Here is a 19,356-nt window from a genome sequence, read left to right as displayed (position 1 = left end):
CCCCAGCCGGAACGGAAATCAACCCCTCGTTTTACCGAAGAGCCCTATTTTTATACGACACCTTAATTTGATTGGCACAATAGTTTTTTGATGCAAAAATCCCCGCTTACTGTTGCAAGCGGAGATTTTTTATCTGCTTTATGTGGACTTAGCGTACACCTAATGCCATTTTTGCATAGCGTGACATTTTATCTTTTGACCAAGGTGGATTCCATACAATGTTGACATTTGTACTTTTTACCTCTGGAAGCTCACCTAAAGCTGTATTCACTTGATCAACAATAACAGGTCCTAGCGGACAACCCATAGAAGTTAATGTCATTGTAACAGTTGCTACACCTTCTTCATCTAACTCTACATCATATACTAAACCTAAGTTGACGATATCAATACCAAGCTCAGGGTCAATTACATTTTCTAATGCACCTAACATGCTTTCTTTCATATCTTGATCCATCTGTATTTCTCCTTCCGTCACAGTGTTAACTTAATCATAGCAGATGCATCTTATTATGCCAAATGCTGCGCAAGCCATTCAGTTGCTGCTAACATACCGTCTCGTGACACAGCATGGCCCGCTCTTTTATTTGCTAAGAATTTTAAGTCTTCTGGATTTTGTTCATAGTATTTACGTAAAGATAAATAAAAATTATACGTTTCATTAAAAGGAACGGTTTTATCTAATTCCCCATGCCAAAATAACACAGGTCTTCCTGCGAATTTTTCTGGTGTTAGACTGACATCATATTTAGCAAGAAGCTCATTCGTTTGTTGTATTTCTTCTTCGGACATTGGCAAATTTACACCGCTTTTAGCGAATTGCTGTAATTGATACTCCGCTAATTTAAGAAACCCTGGCGCACCCATACATACTGCTGCTGTATTAATCCAGTCATAACGCTTTAAACAGCCTGATGTTACAATTCCACCCATCGAGGTACCAGCAACGCCAATTTTATCATTCAGTAATAATTTTTTATTCTTTAATTCATTATATAATTGTTCAACTTCATGAATAGAATTTAAAACAATATCCCAAAAATGTAAGCTCATTTTCATCTCAGATAGACCTTCACTACGGTCGCCATGTAATTTTGCATCTGGTAATAGGACACGCACCCCCCTGCCTACTAATTGGTATGCATAATGTAAGTTATGTTCTTTTGCACTCATAAAGCCATGTAAAAAAATCACTACCGGGGTTTCTTCATTCATACTTTCCGTATGTATATGTAATAAAGGAATATTTCCCCACAATTCTTTTTCAACAATCATCTTTGTCACTCCCAATTTTTGTCTCATCTTTATGTTAGCAAACTTTTCTCACTGTGACAAAATTTTGACGAATGGATGACAAAGAGATACTATTCAAATTATAGGAAAGGGGCAATAAGCTATGAAACCGCATTTAATCGTTTTGGACTTAGATGGTACGTTATTAACGGACCAACAACAAATTTCAGCAAAAACTAAAAAAACATTATTGCAGGCAAAAGAACAAGGCCATCAAGTGATGATTGCTACAGGTCGTCCTTATCGTGCGAGTGATATTTACTATCACGAGCTTGGCCTTACAACGCCCATCGTGAATTTTAATGGTGCTTACGTCCACCACCCAAAAAATGCTGCTTGGCAAACTATGCATACTCCTATTGATTTAGGCGTAGTGCATGATGTCGTCGATTCCATTAAGAGCTATGAATACGAAAATATCATTGCTGAGATTAAGGACGATATTTATGTGCATACAGAAGATGAACGGATATTAAATATTTTTAATATGGGGAATCCAAAAATTACTCTTGGGGATCTCTATACTCATTTACTTGATGACCCAACAAGTTTACTAATTCAAGCGAATGATGTAAATTCCACGATTATTCGTGATCATTTACAGGCTGTTCATGCAGAGGTCATCGAACATCGTCGTTGGGGTGCACCGCTTCACATTATTGAAATTGTTCGCCGTGGCTTAAATAAAGCAGTAGGAATCGCTCATGTAGCAAAAGATTTAGGAATCCCACGCGAGCGTATTATTGCATTCGGTGATGAAGATAACGATTTAGAAATGATCGATTATGCAGGCATCGGTGTAGCAATGGGCAATGGCATTCCTGCATTAAAAAATATTGCCAATGAAATTACTACAACCAATAATGACGATGGCATCGCTAAAATACTCATCGATCGCTTGAAATTAACCTAGTTAAGTAGTAATTTGAAAATAAATACCCTATTTTTTTCTGTTTAACTTTATTCAAGAGTACTCTTTATTCGATGAGTACTTATTGAATAAAGTTAAACATCCTATGTTGCAATTATACTGAAACTCGATATGATAATATATCTATATAATATTTCATTCGAAATAGTTTTGAGAAACATAGAGTGGAAAGTGAAAGCTCGACACTTGTTCACCTGTTATGTAGTATAGGTATTTGAAAACTTCTCATATAGAATATTAAATTAGGGGGACAAATGATGAAAATTTTTACTGATAGTGGATGCGATTTACCAAAGTCTTACTATGAAGAAAACAATGTTGAACTTCTTCCACTACGCGTGCAATTGAACAATAATGAATATGATGATGTCGTTTCAATTGATTCCAAAGAAATTTACGATGCTATTCGTCAAGGTGCTCACCCAAAAACATCCCAAGTATCACCAGAGATTTTTCTCAACCATTTCGAAAATCTAGCAAAGAATGAAGAGGAAGGGATTTATATTGCCTTTTCATCGGAATTATCAGGCACCTATAATACGGCGGTCATGATTCGCAATCAAGTGCAGGAGCAATATCCCTCCCTTAAATTAGCTATTATCGATTCTAAATGTGCTTCACTTGGTTTTGGCCTAGTAGTCGAAGAAGCGGTTCGACTTCGAAATACAGGTGCTTCATTGGAAGAAATCGAAGCAAAAATCACAGCTCTTACCCCACAAATGGAACACTTATTTACGGTTGAGGATTTAGATTATCTTGCTAAAGGTGGGCGTGTATCAAAGGCAAGCGCATTTCTTGGAGGGCTCCTAAGCATTAAACCAATTTTAAATGTAGAGGACGGTAAGCTTGTGCCGATTGAAAAATCTCGCGGGCGCAAAAAAGCCATCGCTCGCATGTTAGATTTAATGCAAGAACGCGGCGATGATTTTTCCGATAAAATTGTTGGTATTAGTCATAGTGATGATGTGGACTTTGCCAACGAAGTAAAGGCTTCTATCCAAAAAAGATTTTCACCAAAAGCCATTCAAGTAACAATGATTGGCTCAGCAATCGGCTCACACGTTGGACCAGGAACAATTGCGATCTTCTTTACAAATAAAAGCTATCAAGCTTAACAAAAACCCCCTCCGCACTAAAAAGTGTTGAGGGGGTCTATCATTTTATTTTGTAGTAACTACCTGTAAATGAAGCACCCTTTATGATTGAGCATCTTGCTCATTACGGCGTACTTTACCTCGTCTAATAATAACAACTACAAATGCTATGAATATAACCCATACTAATCCTAGTGCTACCATATAAGGTACATTTAATCCTTCATCATCTCTAACTTGATAAATCTCTACCATTTCACGATTTAAAATAACCGGATACACGTCTTTTTCATTAATACGGACTTTTTCTTGATGGATAATACCATTTAACATTTTACCTTCCCCAAGCTGAGCAGGTGTTAAATCAACGCGTTGTGTTTTACTAGTGTTGTTAACCATAATGACCCATTTTTCTTTATCGGATGTACGTGTAAATACAAGCAGGCCATTTTCATTTGTAATAACGTCAAAATCACCGTTGCGTAATGTCTCAGATTTATTACGTAACGATTGAACATTTTTAATATATTCGATTAATTCATCATCTGTTTTAAAGTTGAAAATTTGGTGTGTATCTGGCTTTGTTTCCCCGTTCATCGCAATTTCTGTACCATATTGCACAACTGGAATTCCTGGCATCATAAATAAAGCACCCATCGCCATTTTCAAACGCGTTGGTGGGAACATATTTTCTGTTGCAGAATCAAATGTGAAACGACGCGTTTCTAGGGAATCGACCATAATCTGAGTTGGCTTTTCACCCGTAAAAGGTTCGATCAACTTAGAAGAATCCATATCAACATTTTTAAATATATTACGATAAATATCAGCCGTAGCCGGTGAAATACTTGCATCAAAGTTTGCATCACTTTCTTCATTCGAAATGACATAGAGCGATTTTTTCGAATCTTTTAATGCTTTAATCACTTCATTGATAAATCCTGTATCAATCCCAGCAATATTTGTTAAACGCAGCCCACCAACATTATATGTAGAGACAAAATCTGTTGCTGATTTAATAAGTGCTTCTTGTACATCTTTGTTTGTTAAGTCCCACTGTACTTGTCCATTATTTGTCGAAGCAATCCAATCCTTTTTCGCTGGATCTTTTGCCCACTCATGACTCGGACTTACGTTGTTTAGTGGGAAATCAACCATGATCGATACATTTTTAGCTTTATAGGCCTCAATGACACTTTGGAATTCCTCAGATGTACCAAAATGACGCTCAATTGTAGAGTAGCTCGTCGGCATCGATCCATCATATTTCTCAGTGGCAAAAATCGGACCAATAGAAACGATTGTAAAGCCCATCTCTCCGATAAATTTTAGTTTTTCCTGTAAGCCTACAAAATCGCCTCCTGCAAACTTAGTAGGGTCTTGCGTATTTGTATCAAAATCGTTAGTGCCCGAACCATTAAAGAAACGGTCAACGAGTAAATCATAGATGCTTTCTTCTGCAATTGTTCTTGTCGATGCCTCATCAGCATACGCAATTGGTGTAGCACTCACTAATGAAGTTGCTAGTAAAAGCGATGCAGCTGTTGCACTTATCCACTTCTTGAATTTCACTTTTAATCCCTCTCTTTCAAACCAATCCATCGTCATTTTACCAAATAAAATAGGCACGTCGCTATCATTTAAAAATATTTTCCGAAAATGCAAAATTAATTACGACAAAAAGGTGTCAACTTTTACTATCAATTCATTCGGTAGCTTGGGCCGGCGACCCGAGCAGTTTTTCGAGTTACCTGAGCACTTCTTCGGCTAACCTGATAGTTTTCTGACCTCCCCAAGCGCTACTACCTAAACAATTTCATCTTCTCTCCAAAATAAAAAGCCGTGAAGCGAAATCTTCACGACCTTTCCAAATAATTATGCTAAGAAATTTTGCCCTATTGGCAGTTTGAAGCCTAAATACAATGTAATGAATAAGAATACTGCAAATAAAATCCAAAACAGACCATTTGGTTTATTTTTCTTTTTACGAACTAATACCATTTCCATCATACCAATAACTAAAATACCGCCTAAGAATTTAAAGCCGTAGAGCATACCCATATTATAATCCATGCCTTTAATGAATAGTGCGCCACCAGTAATGATAATTAAAATGTAGAATAAACGTAATGTCATATGTAAGCCTTTTGACTGCTTGCCCATTAATGCCGCAATTAAAAAGATTACGATTGCAACTACCCAAGTAGTAATATGCAAATGCGTTTGGCTAGTTAAGAAATTCATTATTTTCCCACCTCATATTCTTTTTTCTATCAAACTCTATCCTACCATGTGATGGAAAGGGTTTCAAACATTACAATAGTGTTCATGTAATATAAAACAATTACGCCGAGGCATAATTGTGCTGTCGCTACAGATCAACAATGCCGAAAAGAAGTTAAAAATCCGCGGAGGTAAACTCACGCGGATTTAGAATATTATTCAAAATGATTTACTAAAGTACCGATGCCCTGGATAGACACTTTCACTGTATCCCCAGCTTTTAAAAATTGTGGCGGATTCATGCCTTTGCCTACACCTGCTGGAGTACCCGTTAAAATAACATCACCTGGCTCTAATGTTACATGCTGAGATAAAATCGATACTAATGATTCTACAGTGAACATCATATCTTTTGTTGAGCCGTTTTGACGCACTTCATCGTTCACTTTTGTTACCACTGTTAAATCTTGTGGATTCGGAATTTCATCTTTTGTTACAAGGTAAGGTCCAAGTGGACAAGTTCCCTCCAAGCTTTTTCCTAAGAAGAATTGCTTATGTTTTTCTTGTAAATCACGAGCTGTTATATCATTGGCAATCGTGTAGCCAAATACATAATCATAGGCTAAGTTTTTCGGAATATTTTTACCTCGTTTACCAATGACAACTGCTAATTCGCCTTCATAATCCATTTTCGATGAAAGATCAGCATGAATAGAAATTGTTTGGCCATCAGCTGCAATAGCAGTCGGAGATTTTGTAAATACCATTAAGTCTATTGGAGCTGCCTCGGCCCCCATTTCTTTAGCATGTTCATCATAGTTTTTCCCAATACACATAATGTTTTTTGGTGTACGTGGAATCGGTGATAACCACTCAATCACTGTAAATTCACGTTTGAAACTTTCTGCACGGTCTGATTTTTCAGCGGCTTCTACTAATTTACGAATCTGTTCAACAAAATCAAAGCCTAGAGCAATGCCATCTACAATTGAACTTGAAAAAGAAGGGAGAACTTGAAGTTCATTTTGAATAGCGAGTACATCCCATACCGCTTCTTCTTTTTTTACTTTTGGTCCAAAACTTACATGTCCACCTAATTTAAACGATAAAATTTTCATGATTTTCAGAGCTCCTTCTTTTTTCTACATAATACAACAATATTATAGGAATTGCCTTACTTTTGCGACAATTATTTTTATTCCTATTAAATCGTGGGCTCATCACCATAACGTGGGTTGATTTCCGTTCCGGATGGGCGCTTTCCTGGGGGCGTCCGATGAGCCGCTTCACTCGCGTTGCTCGCTCCAGGGTCTCATCTGTGACGCTGATCCCCAAGGAGTCGCCCATCCTCCACTACAATCAACTTATATACATAACATACGTTTTAACAAATGCTATCCCAACTTTTAATAATGAGCCAAGTCACGATTAATTATTCTTATTATACAAGACGTATTCATTAACTATATGTTGCCGACACGCTGAATACAATTAACTTACTTTAGTTTTCGCTTTATATGTTAACTTGCGCCATAAAGCCTCTAACGGGCCTTGTTGCCATTTCGCTAAGCAAATTTCTGCCACAATCATTTGGACAATAATAATACCGACTGCAATTAACACACCTGTTGCGACGCTCACTTTTCCATACCAGCCAAATCCAAATTGATAAAATAAACCTGTTCCAATGATTGATTGAAGTATGTACATCGTTAATGACATACGCCCTATTTTTGCAAAAGGACTAAGCAGCTTTGGTATAACTGGAAGTAAACAAAGTAAAACAATGAGCCCTGTATAGCCAACTGCTAAAATTGGACCACCTATATATACTTTCAAGTAGTCTAGCAAATAAGTACGCGTAAACATGACTGGTAAGCTCTTAATAAAAATGCCAACTGCTAATCCAGCTATTGCTAATGCTAGCCAAAGCCATTTTAGCTCCTTTGCTCGTTCCACTAAATGCCATTTAGATGCCGCGGCACCCATTAACATAAATGGTAAAATTGTAAATAACGCTACAAACCACATGCCGATCCCCGCCTGAACAGATAAATCGGTTAAACGTTGCATAAATGCATCCATCCAACTGCCCGTTCCGTAAGAAGTTATCGCCTGCTCTACCGAAGTAATATCTAAATACTCATCAATTTTCATATTAAAATTAATATATCCTACAATGAATAACATAGAAACTTGCATAACGCCGTTAATCACAATACCTATTGACAATAACCAAATAGGGTGAAGACGTAGTAAAAGCAATAAAAAAATGCCGCAAAATGCATACATCATCAAAATGTCGCCCCACCAAATGAGCACAGCATGGAGCAAACCAAATACAAATAATACAGAAAGTCTTCGCAGTCCTATTGCATAAAAATTTTGTTCACGACTTTGCGCTTTCTGCCACTGCATAGCAAGCCCATAGCCAAATAACATGGCAAACAGCGGATAAAAGCTACTTTGTACATAAATATCTAAATTTTGCTGCCACACTATATCAGATGGTGTAGTAAACCATGATGCCAAATCAATATATGGCATCGGCAAATAATAGGCAAACATATTAACGAGTAAAATGCCTAGTAAGCTAATACCTCGCAAAATATCTAATGTTGCGACGCGCTCCTGCAACATTGTCGGTTTTAACTCCACAAAATAGCCTCCTCTATGTATACGGCGAAAACAGAGCTCTCTAACATTCATTCCTTTATATGAAATTATATTAGATTGCCCTGTTACACCTGTTCACTTATGCATGTAAAGCCCGTTCAATATCGAATAAATATAGAACTTTATCACTCACTTTGATATGAAGGATAGATTCAATCGCCTCACTATAAACTCTCAGCTGAACGCCATATCGGCCTAAAAGTTCCTTTGTTAGGGCTGGCTCCTCAGCAAAATGTGATTGAATGCGATCTGTTTTATAATCAAGCAAAATCCATTCACCATTCTCATCCTCAAATAAGCAATCAATAATCCCTTGCACAATTTGAGCGTCGCCATCTTCATCTACTCTACTAATCGTAAATGGCAGTTCTCTTCGGATTGTTTTTGCTTTTTTAAAGCGTTGTCCAATATCTGTTGCAAAGAAATTATATATTTTTTTCCATGGGACAATCTTCCCCTCCGCCTCGGTCAGAAGCTGTCTTGCCACTAAATTAGCGACAAAGTCTTTAACCTCCTGAACATCCGTAAAGCCGTTTTGAGGTACATGTTGCATGACTGTATGGACTGCTGTTCCTATTTCTGCACCTGTTAGCTGTTTGTCCTGTAAAAAGGTTGGACGGGGCGCAATAGTCGTCGTTTTTTGCTTAGAAGGTACTGAAAAGTAATATTCAGGCTCCTCCTGTCGCTGTAAATTTTCTAAACGCTTTATTTCACTTACAGATGTTTTTGAGCGTTTTTGTGTTGATGTCTGAAATGCATAATGTGCTTGAAAACGCTTCGTAATTTCCGACAGCAATGCTTCGTCCTCTGGCGTTTCTAGCAATGGCTGTACCTCATCCTCTAACGCCTGTATGTCATACGCAAAATGGCTTGTTTCAACAGCTCTTATCCACCAATGCGATATGTCTTCAGATGCCTTATAGGAAGAAGAAGCAATTTTTGCAAAATCTGCATGTCTCGCAACTGCAGGCCCAAGCCAATCAAAGTAGCTATTAGCCCGCGCGCGTAAATACTCTTGTAATGGGGCATTCACAGGTAAACTTTGAGCATCCTGCCAGTTTTCGAGCGTCTTACGCCAATTTTTTACGGAGCCTACTAAAATAAGTCGCTCCTTCGCACGTGTCATCGCTACGTATAATACACGCATTTCCTCAGCCCGCATTTCAAGCTCCTTTTTCTCCTTTAGCGCTAAAAATGGTAGCGATGTATACGTAATACGATTTTCTGGATCAATTGCCTTCACGGCAAGGCCAAAATCTTGATCGAATAAATATGGATTGTGGAAATCCATTTTATTAAACGGTCTCCCCATCCCTGCAACAAAGACAACAGGGTATTCCAAACCTTTTGAAGAGTGGATCGTAACAAGACGTACAACATCATCCTTTTCTCCAATCGATTTAGCTGTTCCTAAATCATCTCCACGCGTACGCATACGATCAATAAAACGTAAAAAGCGAAATAGTCCTCGAAAGGCTGTTTTCTCATACATTAAAGCACGGTCATGTAAAATGCGTAAGTTGGCCTGACGTTGCTTACCATTTGGCATAGCACCAACCATCTCATAATAATGCGTGTCTAAATAAATTTTCCAAATTAAATCTGACAGTGAACCACGTCGTGCTAAATCTCGCCAGTTTTCAAATGCTAGCATAAATCGTTGAAGCTTGACAAAAGTATCTGAATGCACACCATGCCCATCACTTCGAATAAATTGCCTTAATGCATCATAAAATGGTGCTTTTTTATCTGCTAACCGTATTTTTGCTAGCTCATTTTCTGTTAAGCCAACAAATGGTGCACGTAGCACTGAAGCTAAAGGAATATCCTGATATGGATTATCGACAACCTTTAGTACATTCAGCATAATCATGACTTCAAGCGCATCAAAATATCCTTTAGCGGACTCCGCATAGAGAGGGATTCCCGCAAGCTTAAATTCCTCCACTAAATCTGTTGACCATGTCATTGAACGCATTAAAATCACAATATCACTATATTTTAATGGACGTTCTGTCTTCGTTTTTGTATCGAATACGGTTGTCCCATCCTCCATCATCTGCCGAATACGCTCAATGATAAAACGTGCCTCATACTGTGATTTTTTTAATTCCTCTAGTTCAGAGGCATCGCTTGCAATGTCTTCCGCCTCTTCGTCCAATACCTCTTCTTCAGGAGGATGCATGATGACTAGCTCTACCGGAACTTCTTTATCATCATACGGCGCTGCTGGCTTTAATGAAGCATTTTCATCATAAAGAATTTCCCCTACACGCTCACCCATAATTTGTGCAAATACATAGTTTGTAGCGTTCAACACTTCTTTTCGACTACGAAAATTAGCGTTTAAATCTATACGCATTCCCGTTAAATCTGGGGCCTCTAGAAACTCACTATACTTTCGCATAAAAAGCTTCGGTTCTGCTAAACGGAAACGGTAAATACTTTGCTTCACGTCCCCAACCATGAATAGATTTCCATCTTGCTCACTACCTGTTTTCACAAGCTGCAATATTGTTTCTTGAAGCATATTTGTATCTTGATATTCATCAACAAGTACTTCTTTAAACCGTTGTTTCAAATCTAATGCAACAGGTGAAGACTGTAATTTACCTTCAACTTCTACAGTTAAAATTTGCAATGCGAAATGCTCTAAATCTGAGAAATCAATAATTCCTCGTTCTAATTTTGCCATGCGGAACCGTTCACTAAAAATATTTGTTAATTCGACTAATGTTCCGATCGTCGGACCCATTAATCGTATTTCTTCAAGCAAGCGTGCAGGAGTACGAACAAAATAAGTCTCTTTCAGCTTATTGACAATTTTTTTAGCTGACTCACGTTTTTTCTTGGCAAGCTCTTGTAGCTCTAGATCTACTAAAGCATCCTTTGATACACGCTTTAACGTTGACCATTTCACCGTACCAAAATAATCAAAGAGTTCCTGCCACGTTCCTTCACGACTAATACGAATACCTTCCTGAATCATGGCAAAATCCATTTCTGCGGTTTCAGCATATGGAGCCGGTCCCTCGGGCTGTAACGTAATGGCACGCATTTCAGAAATTAAAACGAATGCCTCCTCAAGACTATGCTTGACTGTTAACTTTACATATTTCGACAGCTCTAAATCATCAATGGTTACGTCCGCTGCTAAGTCATATGTCTCTGGTAGACTACGAAGCCATTTTAGAGGCTCTGCATGTACACGAGACGTATCATATAGCTTGCTTATTAATGTTTCAATAGCTTGATCATCACGATCCGACGTAAAGCTATCAACGAGGTGGTAGATTGCTTGAACCTGTGCCTCATCCTCTGAATCGTAAGCATCTTCTAATACTTCTGCCAATATATCGTCCCTTAGCAACGCAACCTCCGCCTCATTCGCTATACGAAAGCCTGGGTCAATATCTAACATATAGGCATACTGTTTAACGATTGCTAGACAGAAAGAATGCAGCGTTGAAATTTGTGCTTTATTGACAAGGCTTAGCTGGCGTCGTAAATGGTTGGAAGTTGGATTTTCTGCAATAGCCTTTTCAAGCGCCTCCGCCATACGGTGACGCATCTCAGCAGCAGATGCATTTGTAAATGTAACGACAAGTAACTCATCCACATTGATGGGATCCTCTATCGCAACTACCTTTTCAATCATGCGATTAATAAGTACTGCCGTTTTACCAGAGCCTGCCGCAGCCGATACAAGTGTATCCTGGCCGCTTGCATAGATGGCCTTCCATTGGTCGTCAGTCCACGTTACTTCCGCTGGCTTTTCGGGTATTTTTTGTACCAACTTACTTCATCTCCTTCCGAATTTTCTCAACGATATCATTCGGTTTTGCTTGCTGTAACTGACGATAGCTTTGCTTGCCATCAGATGGGTCGAATTGACAAACAGCTGTAAATTGACAGTAATCACATGCTGTTTTTGTTTTAAGTTTATAAGGACTAATGGACGTATCCCCTGCTAAAATTCCATCACCAGCCTCTTGATGCTTGCGCCGTACAAAATGCTGTAGATTTTTCATATCATTAACAGGTACTATACGCGACTGAGATTCTGACGGTGTCCCATCTTTCTTCATATAGACTGGAATAATTTTTGAATGCCCACTCGATTCCTCTAATTGCTCATCCATTGATAAAATGGCCTCCGCATTTTCTGACAAAAGACCTTTCATTTTGTATTGTTTTAAACGGTCTTCTTCAATTTCACTATCACTTAAATCCTTATCAAGCTTTAGCATTGGATTGTGGACATGTACATAAAGAACCCCAGCTGGCTCCACCTCACCTGGTAGCCAATAAGAAGCGTTTTCCATCGCCACATCTAAATACGTTAGTACCTGTAGAGACAAACCATGGTACACCTCATTCAAATCTAAATCACGAGCGGATGATTTATAATCGACGATCCGTAAATAAGAGCGGTCATCAATAGACGCACTATCCACCCTATCAATACGACCTCGCATAAACATTTTTTTACCACCTGTTAAATCTATTTCAAGTGGAGGAAGCTGTTCATTTTGCCCCGGTCCAAATGATGCCTCAATGGCAATTGGCTTAAAATGAGATACATTCGCATGCTGCGTAAGTGCCGTCATTGTTCGCTCGACAATACGAATAAGTTTGCGTTGAATGTAGCGATAACGTGCGCTTGACAGTAAGATTTGATGTGAAAATACCGGCACAATTTGCTCGACAGCTTGGCGTGCTAATTGTTTAATTTGCTGCTTTGTTAAACGTATCCATGATAGTTGCAGACGGTGTGTCTCTTCAGTTATCCATTTCAATGCCTCATGGAATAAATCACCCATTGCAAATGTTTCTAGTCTGTACTCTGCCCGCTCTTCTAGATGAAGTCCATACGTAGTAAAATGAGAGAATGGACAGCGGAAATATTTCTCAATACGAGACACGCTAGATGTTAGCTTTTGACCATATAATTCCTGAGTGATGTGGTTTTCTAATGGCTCTGCTTCATTTTTATGAGTGATCGGATGTAAAACTCGATCATAAATAAGTGCCCAATAAGGGTCCTGTTTATAAAACTTTTGTAAAGCAAGCCACTCTGGCGCTAGTTCTCGACTATGTTCAGCTTGGCGTTTTTGCACCATTAAATGTGCTAAAGCTGTACGTGGATGGCGTAAATACGGTAATGCACTTTCGTCCAATAGTTCAATTGGATCGATTACAACTCGCTCGACCTCGACACCACTCAAAAGGCCTGCCGTTTTATCATTGCCGATAATTTTCTTTATATAGAGCGAAGATAGTAGCGCCTTGCCCTCTTCATCTGCCGTTGGATAGGACATATATAATTTATCGGAAGGTGTCGTTAAAGCTCGATATAGCAAGAAATTTTCCTGCAGTAAACGATTTTTAGATGTTGGCGCCAGTTCATAGCCAATTTGACTAAACCATTCACGTTCGTTATCTGACAGCAATCCCTCATAATCCATACGAGTTGGATAGACTCCATCATTCATTCCTAAAACAAAAGCGACTTTTATATTCGATAAACGAGCTAACTCAACTGTCGCTACCATAACTTCATCTAATGTAGGCGGGATACGTGAAAATTCTAATGTATCAAAGCCCTCATCTAAGATTTTCGCCGCTTCCTCTACGGACATCTCCTGCTCACCAAACATATACACAAACTGATCGAGCACTGCAATCCATTCTTTCCACGCTTGATCATGCTCACTTGCAGCTAATGCATCACCTTGATCAAGTTCACGGTCTTTCATTGCTTGGAGCTTTTCATAAACATTTAAATGCTCAATCAACTCATATAAAGCTGTCGCTACATCTCTACCGGTTGTCGCCACTTCCAGCTTGTCCTGTAATGATTTAAGCGGCTGACGAATTTCGTCGCGAATAGCCTCGATTTCTGCCTGCATGGCACGTTCTTCATCCGTCTGCACTCGTGAATAGAATTCTAGTCCACGATACTTTTTGAAAAACCATCGAGCTTCTTCAAACCAGCGCTCCCCAAAGACGCCATGTGCTAAACAGTAGTTTTCCAATCGATCGGCTCGCTCACGCCAAACATTTAATTCAGCATGTAACGGGAAAAATAGATCTGTTTTCACACTCCGAAAAACTGGTTCATACTTCCAATTGGAAGTAATAACCTCTAAAGCAGATCGACTAAGTTCAATTAAAGGGTGATGCAACATCGTCTTTTTCGAATTCGTAAAAATAGGAATTTCATATTGTTGGAAAATTGTTGTGATGAGCGGGTCATAGACTTCTGCTTGTCTATAAAGAAGTACTATATCTTGATAACGATACCCGTTCTCTCTCGTCAACTTTGTTATTTCCCGGGCAATGGCATGTATCTCCGCACGTCGATTAGATGCTTCTAGCACCATAACATCACCTGAAGTTTCTTTCGTTTGAGGCACCATATCAGCAAAGCGTGCTTCCATATGCTGTAAATCACTAGACTGGAAACGATACGTATGATAGAAGTGCAATGGTGCTTCAACTTCAATGCCTTCTTCATATGCAATATCGTGTAAACGTTGGTTCGTAGAAGCGGCTTCATGGAATAAAGATTGCTCATCATAAACTTCATCGATATGGTCAAAGGGAAGAACTACCGTTACCTGTTTTGTCACCTTTAATAACTCTTTTACAAGTTCTAATTCTCTTACCGTAAATGCTGTAAAACCATCTATATAAATTGACGCCTGCTTCATCGTCTCGGAGTATTTTAGTTGCTCGGTTAAAATCGGATAATACCCCTCACTATCGACATATGTCGTGCCAAGTCGTTCCTCCAAAGCTTGCAAAACTACTTGTAAATCATTCGTCTTCGCTTGCAATGTATTTGGCGCATCAATGGCCTGCAAAGACGCGGTCACTTCAGCTAACACCGAACTATTTACACTATAACGACTAAACTCTCGTAATAGCGTTTCAATTTCCTCCGTAAAGCCTCGTTTCCCAGCTGCTTGTCGAAATAATGAAAACTCACTTTTTTGTTCCTCTAAAAGTTTGCGAATAAGCATTCGATAGCCATAGCCATTTACTTCTTTTCGAGCAATACCGCCCGTTTCCTGTAATACTAACCATGCTAATCGTTTAAATGTCATGACCTGCGCACGGATTAAGCCTTTCAAGTCATGCTTATTCGTCAGCTCATACTCCGTTGAATAAGACATTTGGTCAGGTACAATCACAAAAATTGGATGACCTAACGGATCTGTTTTTAGTTGCTCGACAATCTCTTGATGAATAAACGTTGATTTACCCGTTCCTGAACGTCCTGATACAATACGCAATGTCATGTCCTTTTCTCCTCCTGTTAATTTAATAATCTATATCAATTATGCCTCGACATAATTGCGTCCGGAATCGGCTTTGTGCTTAGGCCTGCAGGATGCAGGTCAATTAGCCGTTATTGCAAAGATGCGATGATTTTAGGCTAACATCCTTTATTAACTCCTTTCCGATTACCGTGACATCCGCCGGAGGCTTTAACTTCTTTTCTGTGGATGTTTGTACTTAAACCCGAATTCATTACAACACCTATAGAGATGGGAGATTACACGGGCTTTGCTGGTCTACCTGAGCAGTTTTTGCATGGATCCGATTACGTTGATGGTTCCCCCGAGCTTTTTGCTTCTCTATCTTTACATTTTACTATTTTATCTAAACGCTGCTCCACGTTTCTCGAACATCGCCTTACCTTTATGAATGAAGATAAAAAACCCCTTCTCTCATTTTACATGATAAAAGGGGTAAGATGTGCATATTCAACTTTCAACGTTGATGATTTTTCGTCAATTTTCTTGCATGTTTTAAGTCTCTTTCTACCCGTGCATTTAATCGTTTCTCCATAAACTTGCCAACCCACCAAAGCAAGATAATCGCAACAGCTGCAATAATCAGTCTAACAGGGCTCGTTAGGAGTGACTTTAAATCGTAACCAAGTACGCTCATTCCTAAAATCATAACGAACTTTCCAGCCAATAACACCACAAAATAAAACTTTTTATGAATATGAGATAGCCCCGCCACAATGTTTACAATGATTGAGGGGGTAAAAGGAAAACAAAGTAACACGAACAGAGGACTAATACCATTCATATCTACCCATTTAATTAGCTTCTCTACTTTTTTACTGCCTGTTACAAATCGAAGCTTTGGATGCTTGCCAAAATGTCGGACAAGCAAAAATACCGCATATGAACCCGCTACTGATCCTATCCAGGATAATAAAAAACCTAACCATAAACCAAATGCGCTCGCATTTGCGACAACGAACACGACCAAAGGTAAAAATGGAAAAAACGCCTCTATAAACGTTAAAAACAAACCAATAACCGGGCCAAGCGTTCGATATTGTGCCGCAATTTGCTCAATATTATCTACAGTAAACCATTCACTCAAAATTGACACCTCTATTTATATTGCAAAATTAAATGTAAAATCGTTAACTTTTCCGAAGTATTTTTATACTCATGTGGTTGATGTCCTGAGAATACTAGTGTATCCCCTTCTTCTAGTAATTCATGCATCTCCCCAGCAGAAATATTGGCCAGCCCTTGGATTACAGTCACAGTTTCCTCTACCCCTTCTGTGTGGGCTTCACTTCTACTGAAAGCACCAGGCTCCATTTCAATCCTATAAAGTTCCCAGCCACGATCTGGATTATAAGGAATAATGGAATACACACGATACCGCCCCTCATCTTCATCTACACGCGGCGCATCCTTACTACTATATTTCATGAAGTGAGCTGTTGGTGCTTGTAATAATGAAGAAAATGAAGTACGCATTCCCGCAGCAATTTTCCAAATCGTTGATACTGTAGGATTTGCCTCCCCTTTTTCAATTTGGGCCAGTTGGGCTTTACTTACCCCTGTAGCTTTGGCAACATCATCTAAGCTTAATTGACGTTGTTGCCGGATCTTCTTTAATTGAAATGCCAAATTCCGACTCATTTGCTCCATTTTTATTCACCAATTTCCCTTGTTTATTTTATCAGACATATGTATACTTTAATAACCACATCAAACTATTAGACTATTCTATTTTTAGTATACATGGAAATTTTTAAGAAAGGACGATTTCTTTATGACAAGTACAACCGATTTTCAGAATGAAACAGCAAACATGCCAGACGATAGCTTTTTACAAGGTGTTAAAGATTGTGTTCCCACTTTACTCGGTTATATAAGCATAGGACTCGCTTTCGGTGTTGTAGGTTCCGCTTCTGGGTTATCTCTATTCGAAATTGCACTATTAACTATACTCATCTATGCAGGCTCCGCACAATTTATCTTTTGTGCACTTCTTTTAACAAATAGCCCTGCTTCTGCTATTATTGTAACCATTTTTGTTGTAAATCTACGCCATTTATTAATGAGTTTAACATTAGCCCCGCACTTTACACGCTATTCCATGCTAAGAAATGTTGGTTTCGGCACATTATTAACGGACGAAACATTTGGCGTTGCTGTTACAAAGCAAATGCAAAGCGGGAAATTACATGGTAAATGGATGGATGGGCTGAACATAACTGCTTACTCATTTTGGATTCTTTCTTGTGTAACCGGCGCATATTTAGGACAGTGGGTAGCAACTCCTGAAAAATGGGGCTTAGATTTCGCATTGGTAGCTATGTTTGTGGCACTTCTTGTTCTCCAACTTAACAGTGTAGGTAAAAGTAAAATAATGCATTATCTTATGTTAATCGGCTATATGGTTGTCATTATGTATGGTCTTTCTTATATTGTGCCCTCCCATGTGGCTGTTCTTCTTTCAACAGTTATTGTAGCAACTATAGGGGTGGTGACAGATAAATGACGACAACTACTACTATGGTATGGCTCATCATTGGCTGTGCACTTGTCACCTGGCTACCACGTATTATTCCTTTTATTTTCGTTCGAAATGTAAAACTACCTGAGGTTGTATTAAAATGGCTAAGCTTTATCCCAGTTTGTATTTTGAGTGCTCTTGTTATCGAAAACTTATTGGATACAGAAAGCGGAAAAATTGTGACATTAAATTGGCCCGTTTTGATCACCTTTGTACCAACGCTTATAATTGCAATTGTTACCAAAAGCTTATCTGTTACAGTTTTAGCGGGGGTTATCATTATGGCAGCCGTAAGATTCTTCATGTAAAAAGGTCAGTCTTAAAAGTGAGAAAGTAATATGTACCCTTTGTAAAGGACATTTTAAAAAAGGTTAGGCAACTTTCTGAAGCTGCTGTCTGTATTTTGCAGGCGGCAGCTTATTTAAATTCCATTGCCCTCGATAATGATTGTAGTAAATCATATAACTCTTAATTTCTTTCTTTACTTCTTCTAACGTTTCACATGCTCTAATTGTTGTTTCATCTTTAAAATGTCCAAAGAATGATTCTTGTGGCGCATTATCCCAACAATTTCCTCGACGTGACATGGACTGCCCCAAGCCAATTTTCTTTACTAAGGCTTGGAATTTTGGATTCGTATAGTGGAAACCTTGATCCGAATGGATAAAGGCATCTTCCCTTAAATGGCGATGCTTCTTCAATTTATGTAACGTGTTGAGCGCAATTTCTATACTCAACGTAGAAGATACTTCATAAGCTAAAATTTCATTTGTTTCAGCGTCTTTTATCGTTGATAAATAAGCACGTTTACCACCGCCATATGTTAAATATGTGATATCGGTTAGTAATACTTTTCCTGCTACACCTTGCTTGAAGTTACGGTCTAAATTGTTAGGACATGTGCGATGTTCCTTTGTTGCTTTTGCCATACGACGTGCTGGATTCGCTTTTCGAATAGGGCAGACAATATTAAATTTCTTCATAATGCGACGAATACGCTTAAGGTTGTAGGTAATTTCATATTGGTTTTCGAGTGTCATTTTTATTTGACGTGCACCTTTCTTTCGTCCTCGGAAATGAAAAGCCTTTAAAATAACCTCTTTTACCACTTCATCTTCTTCATTCTGTTTTTGACGAGTTAAGACAGCTTCTTCACTAAAATAGCGATAGTAGCCTGAGCGTGAAACATTTGCGATTTCACAAAGATATCTTACCATTCGTTTTAATTGATATTTTTCAATAATTTGATGGATTAATTCAAATTTTTGTGCAGTACTTATTTTGATTTCTTCC

The 19,356-nt window shown here is 38.6% G+C and carries 15 protein-coding genes; 4 read left to right on the top strand and 11 right to left on the bottom strand.

Annotated features, from left to right (window positions below; translation table 11 throughout):
* Positions 1–148: 148 nt before the first annotated feature.
* Positions 149–457 carry a metal-sulfur cluster assembly factor gene (locus ACIQ7N_RS19780; RefSeq protein WP_402935377.1) on the bottom strand — a complete coding sequence of 103 codons (309 nt, stop codon included), beginning with the start codon at positions 455–457 and terminating at the stop codon, positions 149–151.
* Between the two features lie 53 nt (positions 458–510).
* Entirely contained in the window at positions 511–1,275 is a 765-nt protein-coding gene (locus ACIQ7N_RS19775; protein ID WP_402935375.1) for a prolyl oligopeptidase family serine peptidase, read from the bottom strand.
* A gap of 121 nt (positions 1,276–1,396) precedes the next feature.
* Here ACIQ7N_RS19775 and ACIQ7N_RS19770 point away from each other — a divergent pair, with 121 nt between their 5' ends.
* Together ACIQ7N_RS19770 and ACIQ7N_RS19765 are read left to right on the top strand one after the other, a co-directional pair.
* Positions 1,397–2,206, top strand: a complete 810-nt coding sequence (locus ACIQ7N_RS19770) for a Cof-type HAD-IIB family hydrolase (protein ID WP_402935372.1) — start codon at positions 1,397–1,399, stop codon at positions 2,204–2,206.
* A 275-nt stretch (positions 2,207–2,481) separates the two neighbouring features.
* Positions 2,482–3,339 carry a DegV family protein gene (locus ACIQ7N_RS19765; RefSeq protein ID WP_132363999.1) on the top strand — a complete coding sequence of 286 codons (858 nt, stop codon included), beginning with the start codon at positions 2,482–2,484 and terminating at the stop codon, positions 3,337–3,339.
* Between the two features lie 81 nt (positions 3,340–3,420).
* On the opposite strand, the gene ACIQ7N_RS19760 is transcribed toward ACIQ7N_RS19765, so the two are convergent.
* From ACIQ7N_RS19760 to ACIQ7N_RS19725, 8 genes are all read right to left on the bottom strand, one after another.
* Positions 3,421–4,890: an alpha-amylase family glycosyl hydrolase gene (locus ACIQ7N_RS19760; protein ID WP_402935368.1), complete on the bottom strand. Its 1,470-nt coding sequence runs from the start codon at positions 4,888–4,890 to the stop codon at positions 3,421–3,423.
* A 303-nt stretch (positions 4,891–5,193) separates the two neighbouring features.
* Positions 5,194–5,562 carry a YisL family protein gene (locus ACIQ7N_RS19755; RefSeq protein WP_402935365.1) on the bottom strand — a complete coding sequence of 123 codons (369 nt, stop codon included), beginning with the start codon at positions 5,560–5,562 and terminating at the stop codon, positions 5,194–5,196.
* 194 nt (positions 5,563–5,756) lie between these two features.
* Positions 5,757–6,659 carry a fumarylacetoacetate hydrolase family protein gene (locus ACIQ7N_RS19750; protein WP_132363969.1) on the bottom strand — a complete coding sequence of 301 codons (903 nt, stop codon included), beginning with the start codon at positions 6,657–6,659 and terminating at the stop codon, positions 5,757–5,759.
* Between the two features lie 373 nt (positions 6,660–7,032).
* On the bottom strand, positions 7,033–8,199 hold the full coding sequence (locus ACIQ7N_RS19745) for a DUF418 domain-containing protein (protein ID WP_402935360.1): 1,167 nt from the start codon (positions 8,197–8,199) through the stop codon (positions 7,033–7,035).
* 97 nt (positions 8,200–8,296) lie between these two features.
* Positions 8,297–12,013: a helicase-exonuclease AddAB subunit AddA gene (gene addA, locus ACIQ7N_RS19740; RefSeq protein WP_402935357.1), complete on the bottom strand. Its 3,717-nt coding sequence runs from the start codon at positions 12,011–12,013 to the stop codon at positions 8,297–8,299.
* A gap of 1 nt (position 12,014) precedes the next feature.
* Positions 12,015–15,524 carry a helicase-exonuclease AddAB subunit AddB gene (gene addB / locus ACIQ7N_RS19735; RefSeq protein WP_402935355.1) on the bottom strand — a complete coding sequence of 1,170 codons (3,510 nt, stop codon included), beginning with the start codon at positions 15,522–15,524 and terminating at the stop codon, positions 12,015–12,017.
* 475 nt (positions 15,525–15,999) lie between these two features.
* Positions 16,000–16,629, bottom strand: coding sequence for a TVP38/TMEM64 family protein (locus tag ACIQ7N_RS19730; RefSeq protein ID WP_132363977.1), 630 nt, complete (start codon positions 16,627–16,629; stop codon positions 16,000–16,002).
* An 11-nt stretch (positions 16,630–16,640) separates the two neighbouring features.
* Positions 16,641–17,192 (bottom strand): helix-turn-helix domain-containing protein, encoded by a 552-nt coding sequence (locus ACIQ7N_RS19725; RefSeq protein WP_402935352.1) that lies wholly within the window; start codon positions 17,190–17,192, stop codon positions 16,641–16,643.
* A 124-nt stretch (positions 17,193–17,316) separates the two neighbouring features.
* Between ACIQ7N_RS19725 and ACIQ7N_RS19720 the strand changes: the two genes are divergently transcribed.
* Positions 17,317–18,048: an AzlC family ABC transporter permease gene (locus tag ACIQ7N_RS19720; RefSeq protein WP_402935350.1), complete on the top strand. Its 732-nt coding sequence runs from the start codon at positions 17,317–17,319 to the stop codon at positions 18,046–18,048.
* Positions 18,045–18,371 carry an AzlD domain-containing protein gene (locus tag ACIQ7N_RS19715; protein WP_402935347.1) on the top strand — a complete coding sequence of 109 codons (327 nt, stop codon included), beginning with the start codon at positions 18,045–18,047 and terminating at the stop codon, positions 18,369–18,371. Before ACIQ7N_RS19720 ends, ACIQ7N_RS19715 begins: the two co-directional genes overlap by 4 nt.
* A gap of 63 nt (positions 18,372–18,434) precedes the next feature.
* On the opposite strand, the gene ACIQ7N_RS19710 is transcribed toward ACIQ7N_RS19715, so the two are convergent.
* Positions 18,435–19,356, bottom strand: a 922-nt coding sequence (locus ACIQ7N_RS19710) for an IS3 family transposase (protein ID WP_402935344.1), incomplete at its 5' end; no start/stop codon positions are given.

The organism is Lysinibacillus sp. NPDC095746, assembly GCF_044763535.1.
Taxonomy (GTDB): Bacteria; Bacillota; Bacilli; order Bacillales_A; family Planococcaceae; genus Lysinibacillus.
This window is presented reverse-complemented; position numbering and strand designations above follow the sequence as displayed.

Coding starts and splice junctions, on each gene's coding strand:
- ACIQ7N_RS19780 (WP_402935377.1), bottom strand. CDS start 457: ATGGATCAAGATATGAAAGAAAGCATGTTAGGTGCATTAGAAAATGTA.
- ACIQ7N_RS19775 (WP_402935375.1), bottom strand. CDS start 1,275: ATGATTGTTGAAAAAGAATTGTGGGGAAATATTCCTTTATTACATATA.
- ACIQ7N_RS19770 (WP_402935372.1), top strand. CDS start 1,397: ATGAAACCGCATTTAATCGTTTTGGACTTAGATGGTACGTTATTAACG.
- ACIQ7N_RS19765 (WP_132363999.1), top strand. CDS start 2,482: ATGAAAATTTTTACTGATAGTGGATGCGATTTACCAAAGTCTTACTAT.
- ACIQ7N_RS19755 (WP_402935365.1), bottom strand. CDS start 5,562: ATGAATTTCTTAACTAGCCAAACGCATTTGCATATTACTACTTGGGTA.
- ACIQ7N_RS19750 (WP_132363969.1), bottom strand. CDS start 6,659: ATGAAAATTTTATCGTTTAAATTAGGTGGACATGTAAGTTTTGGACCA.
- addB (WP_402935355.1), bottom strand. CDS start 15,524: ATGACATTGCGTATTGTATCAGGACGTTCAGGAACGGGTAAATCAACG.
- ACIQ7N_RS19725 (WP_402935352.1), bottom strand. CDS start 17,192: ATGGAGCAAATGAGTCGGAATTTGGCATTTCAATTAAAGAAGATCCGG.
- ACIQ7N_RS19720 (WP_402935350.1), top strand. CDS start 17,317: ATGACAAGTACAACCGATTTTCAGAATGAAACAGCAAACATGCCAGAC.
- ACIQ7N_RS19715 (WP_402935347.1), top strand. CDS start 18,045: ATGACGACAACTACTACTATGGTATGGCTCATCATTGGCTGTGCACTT.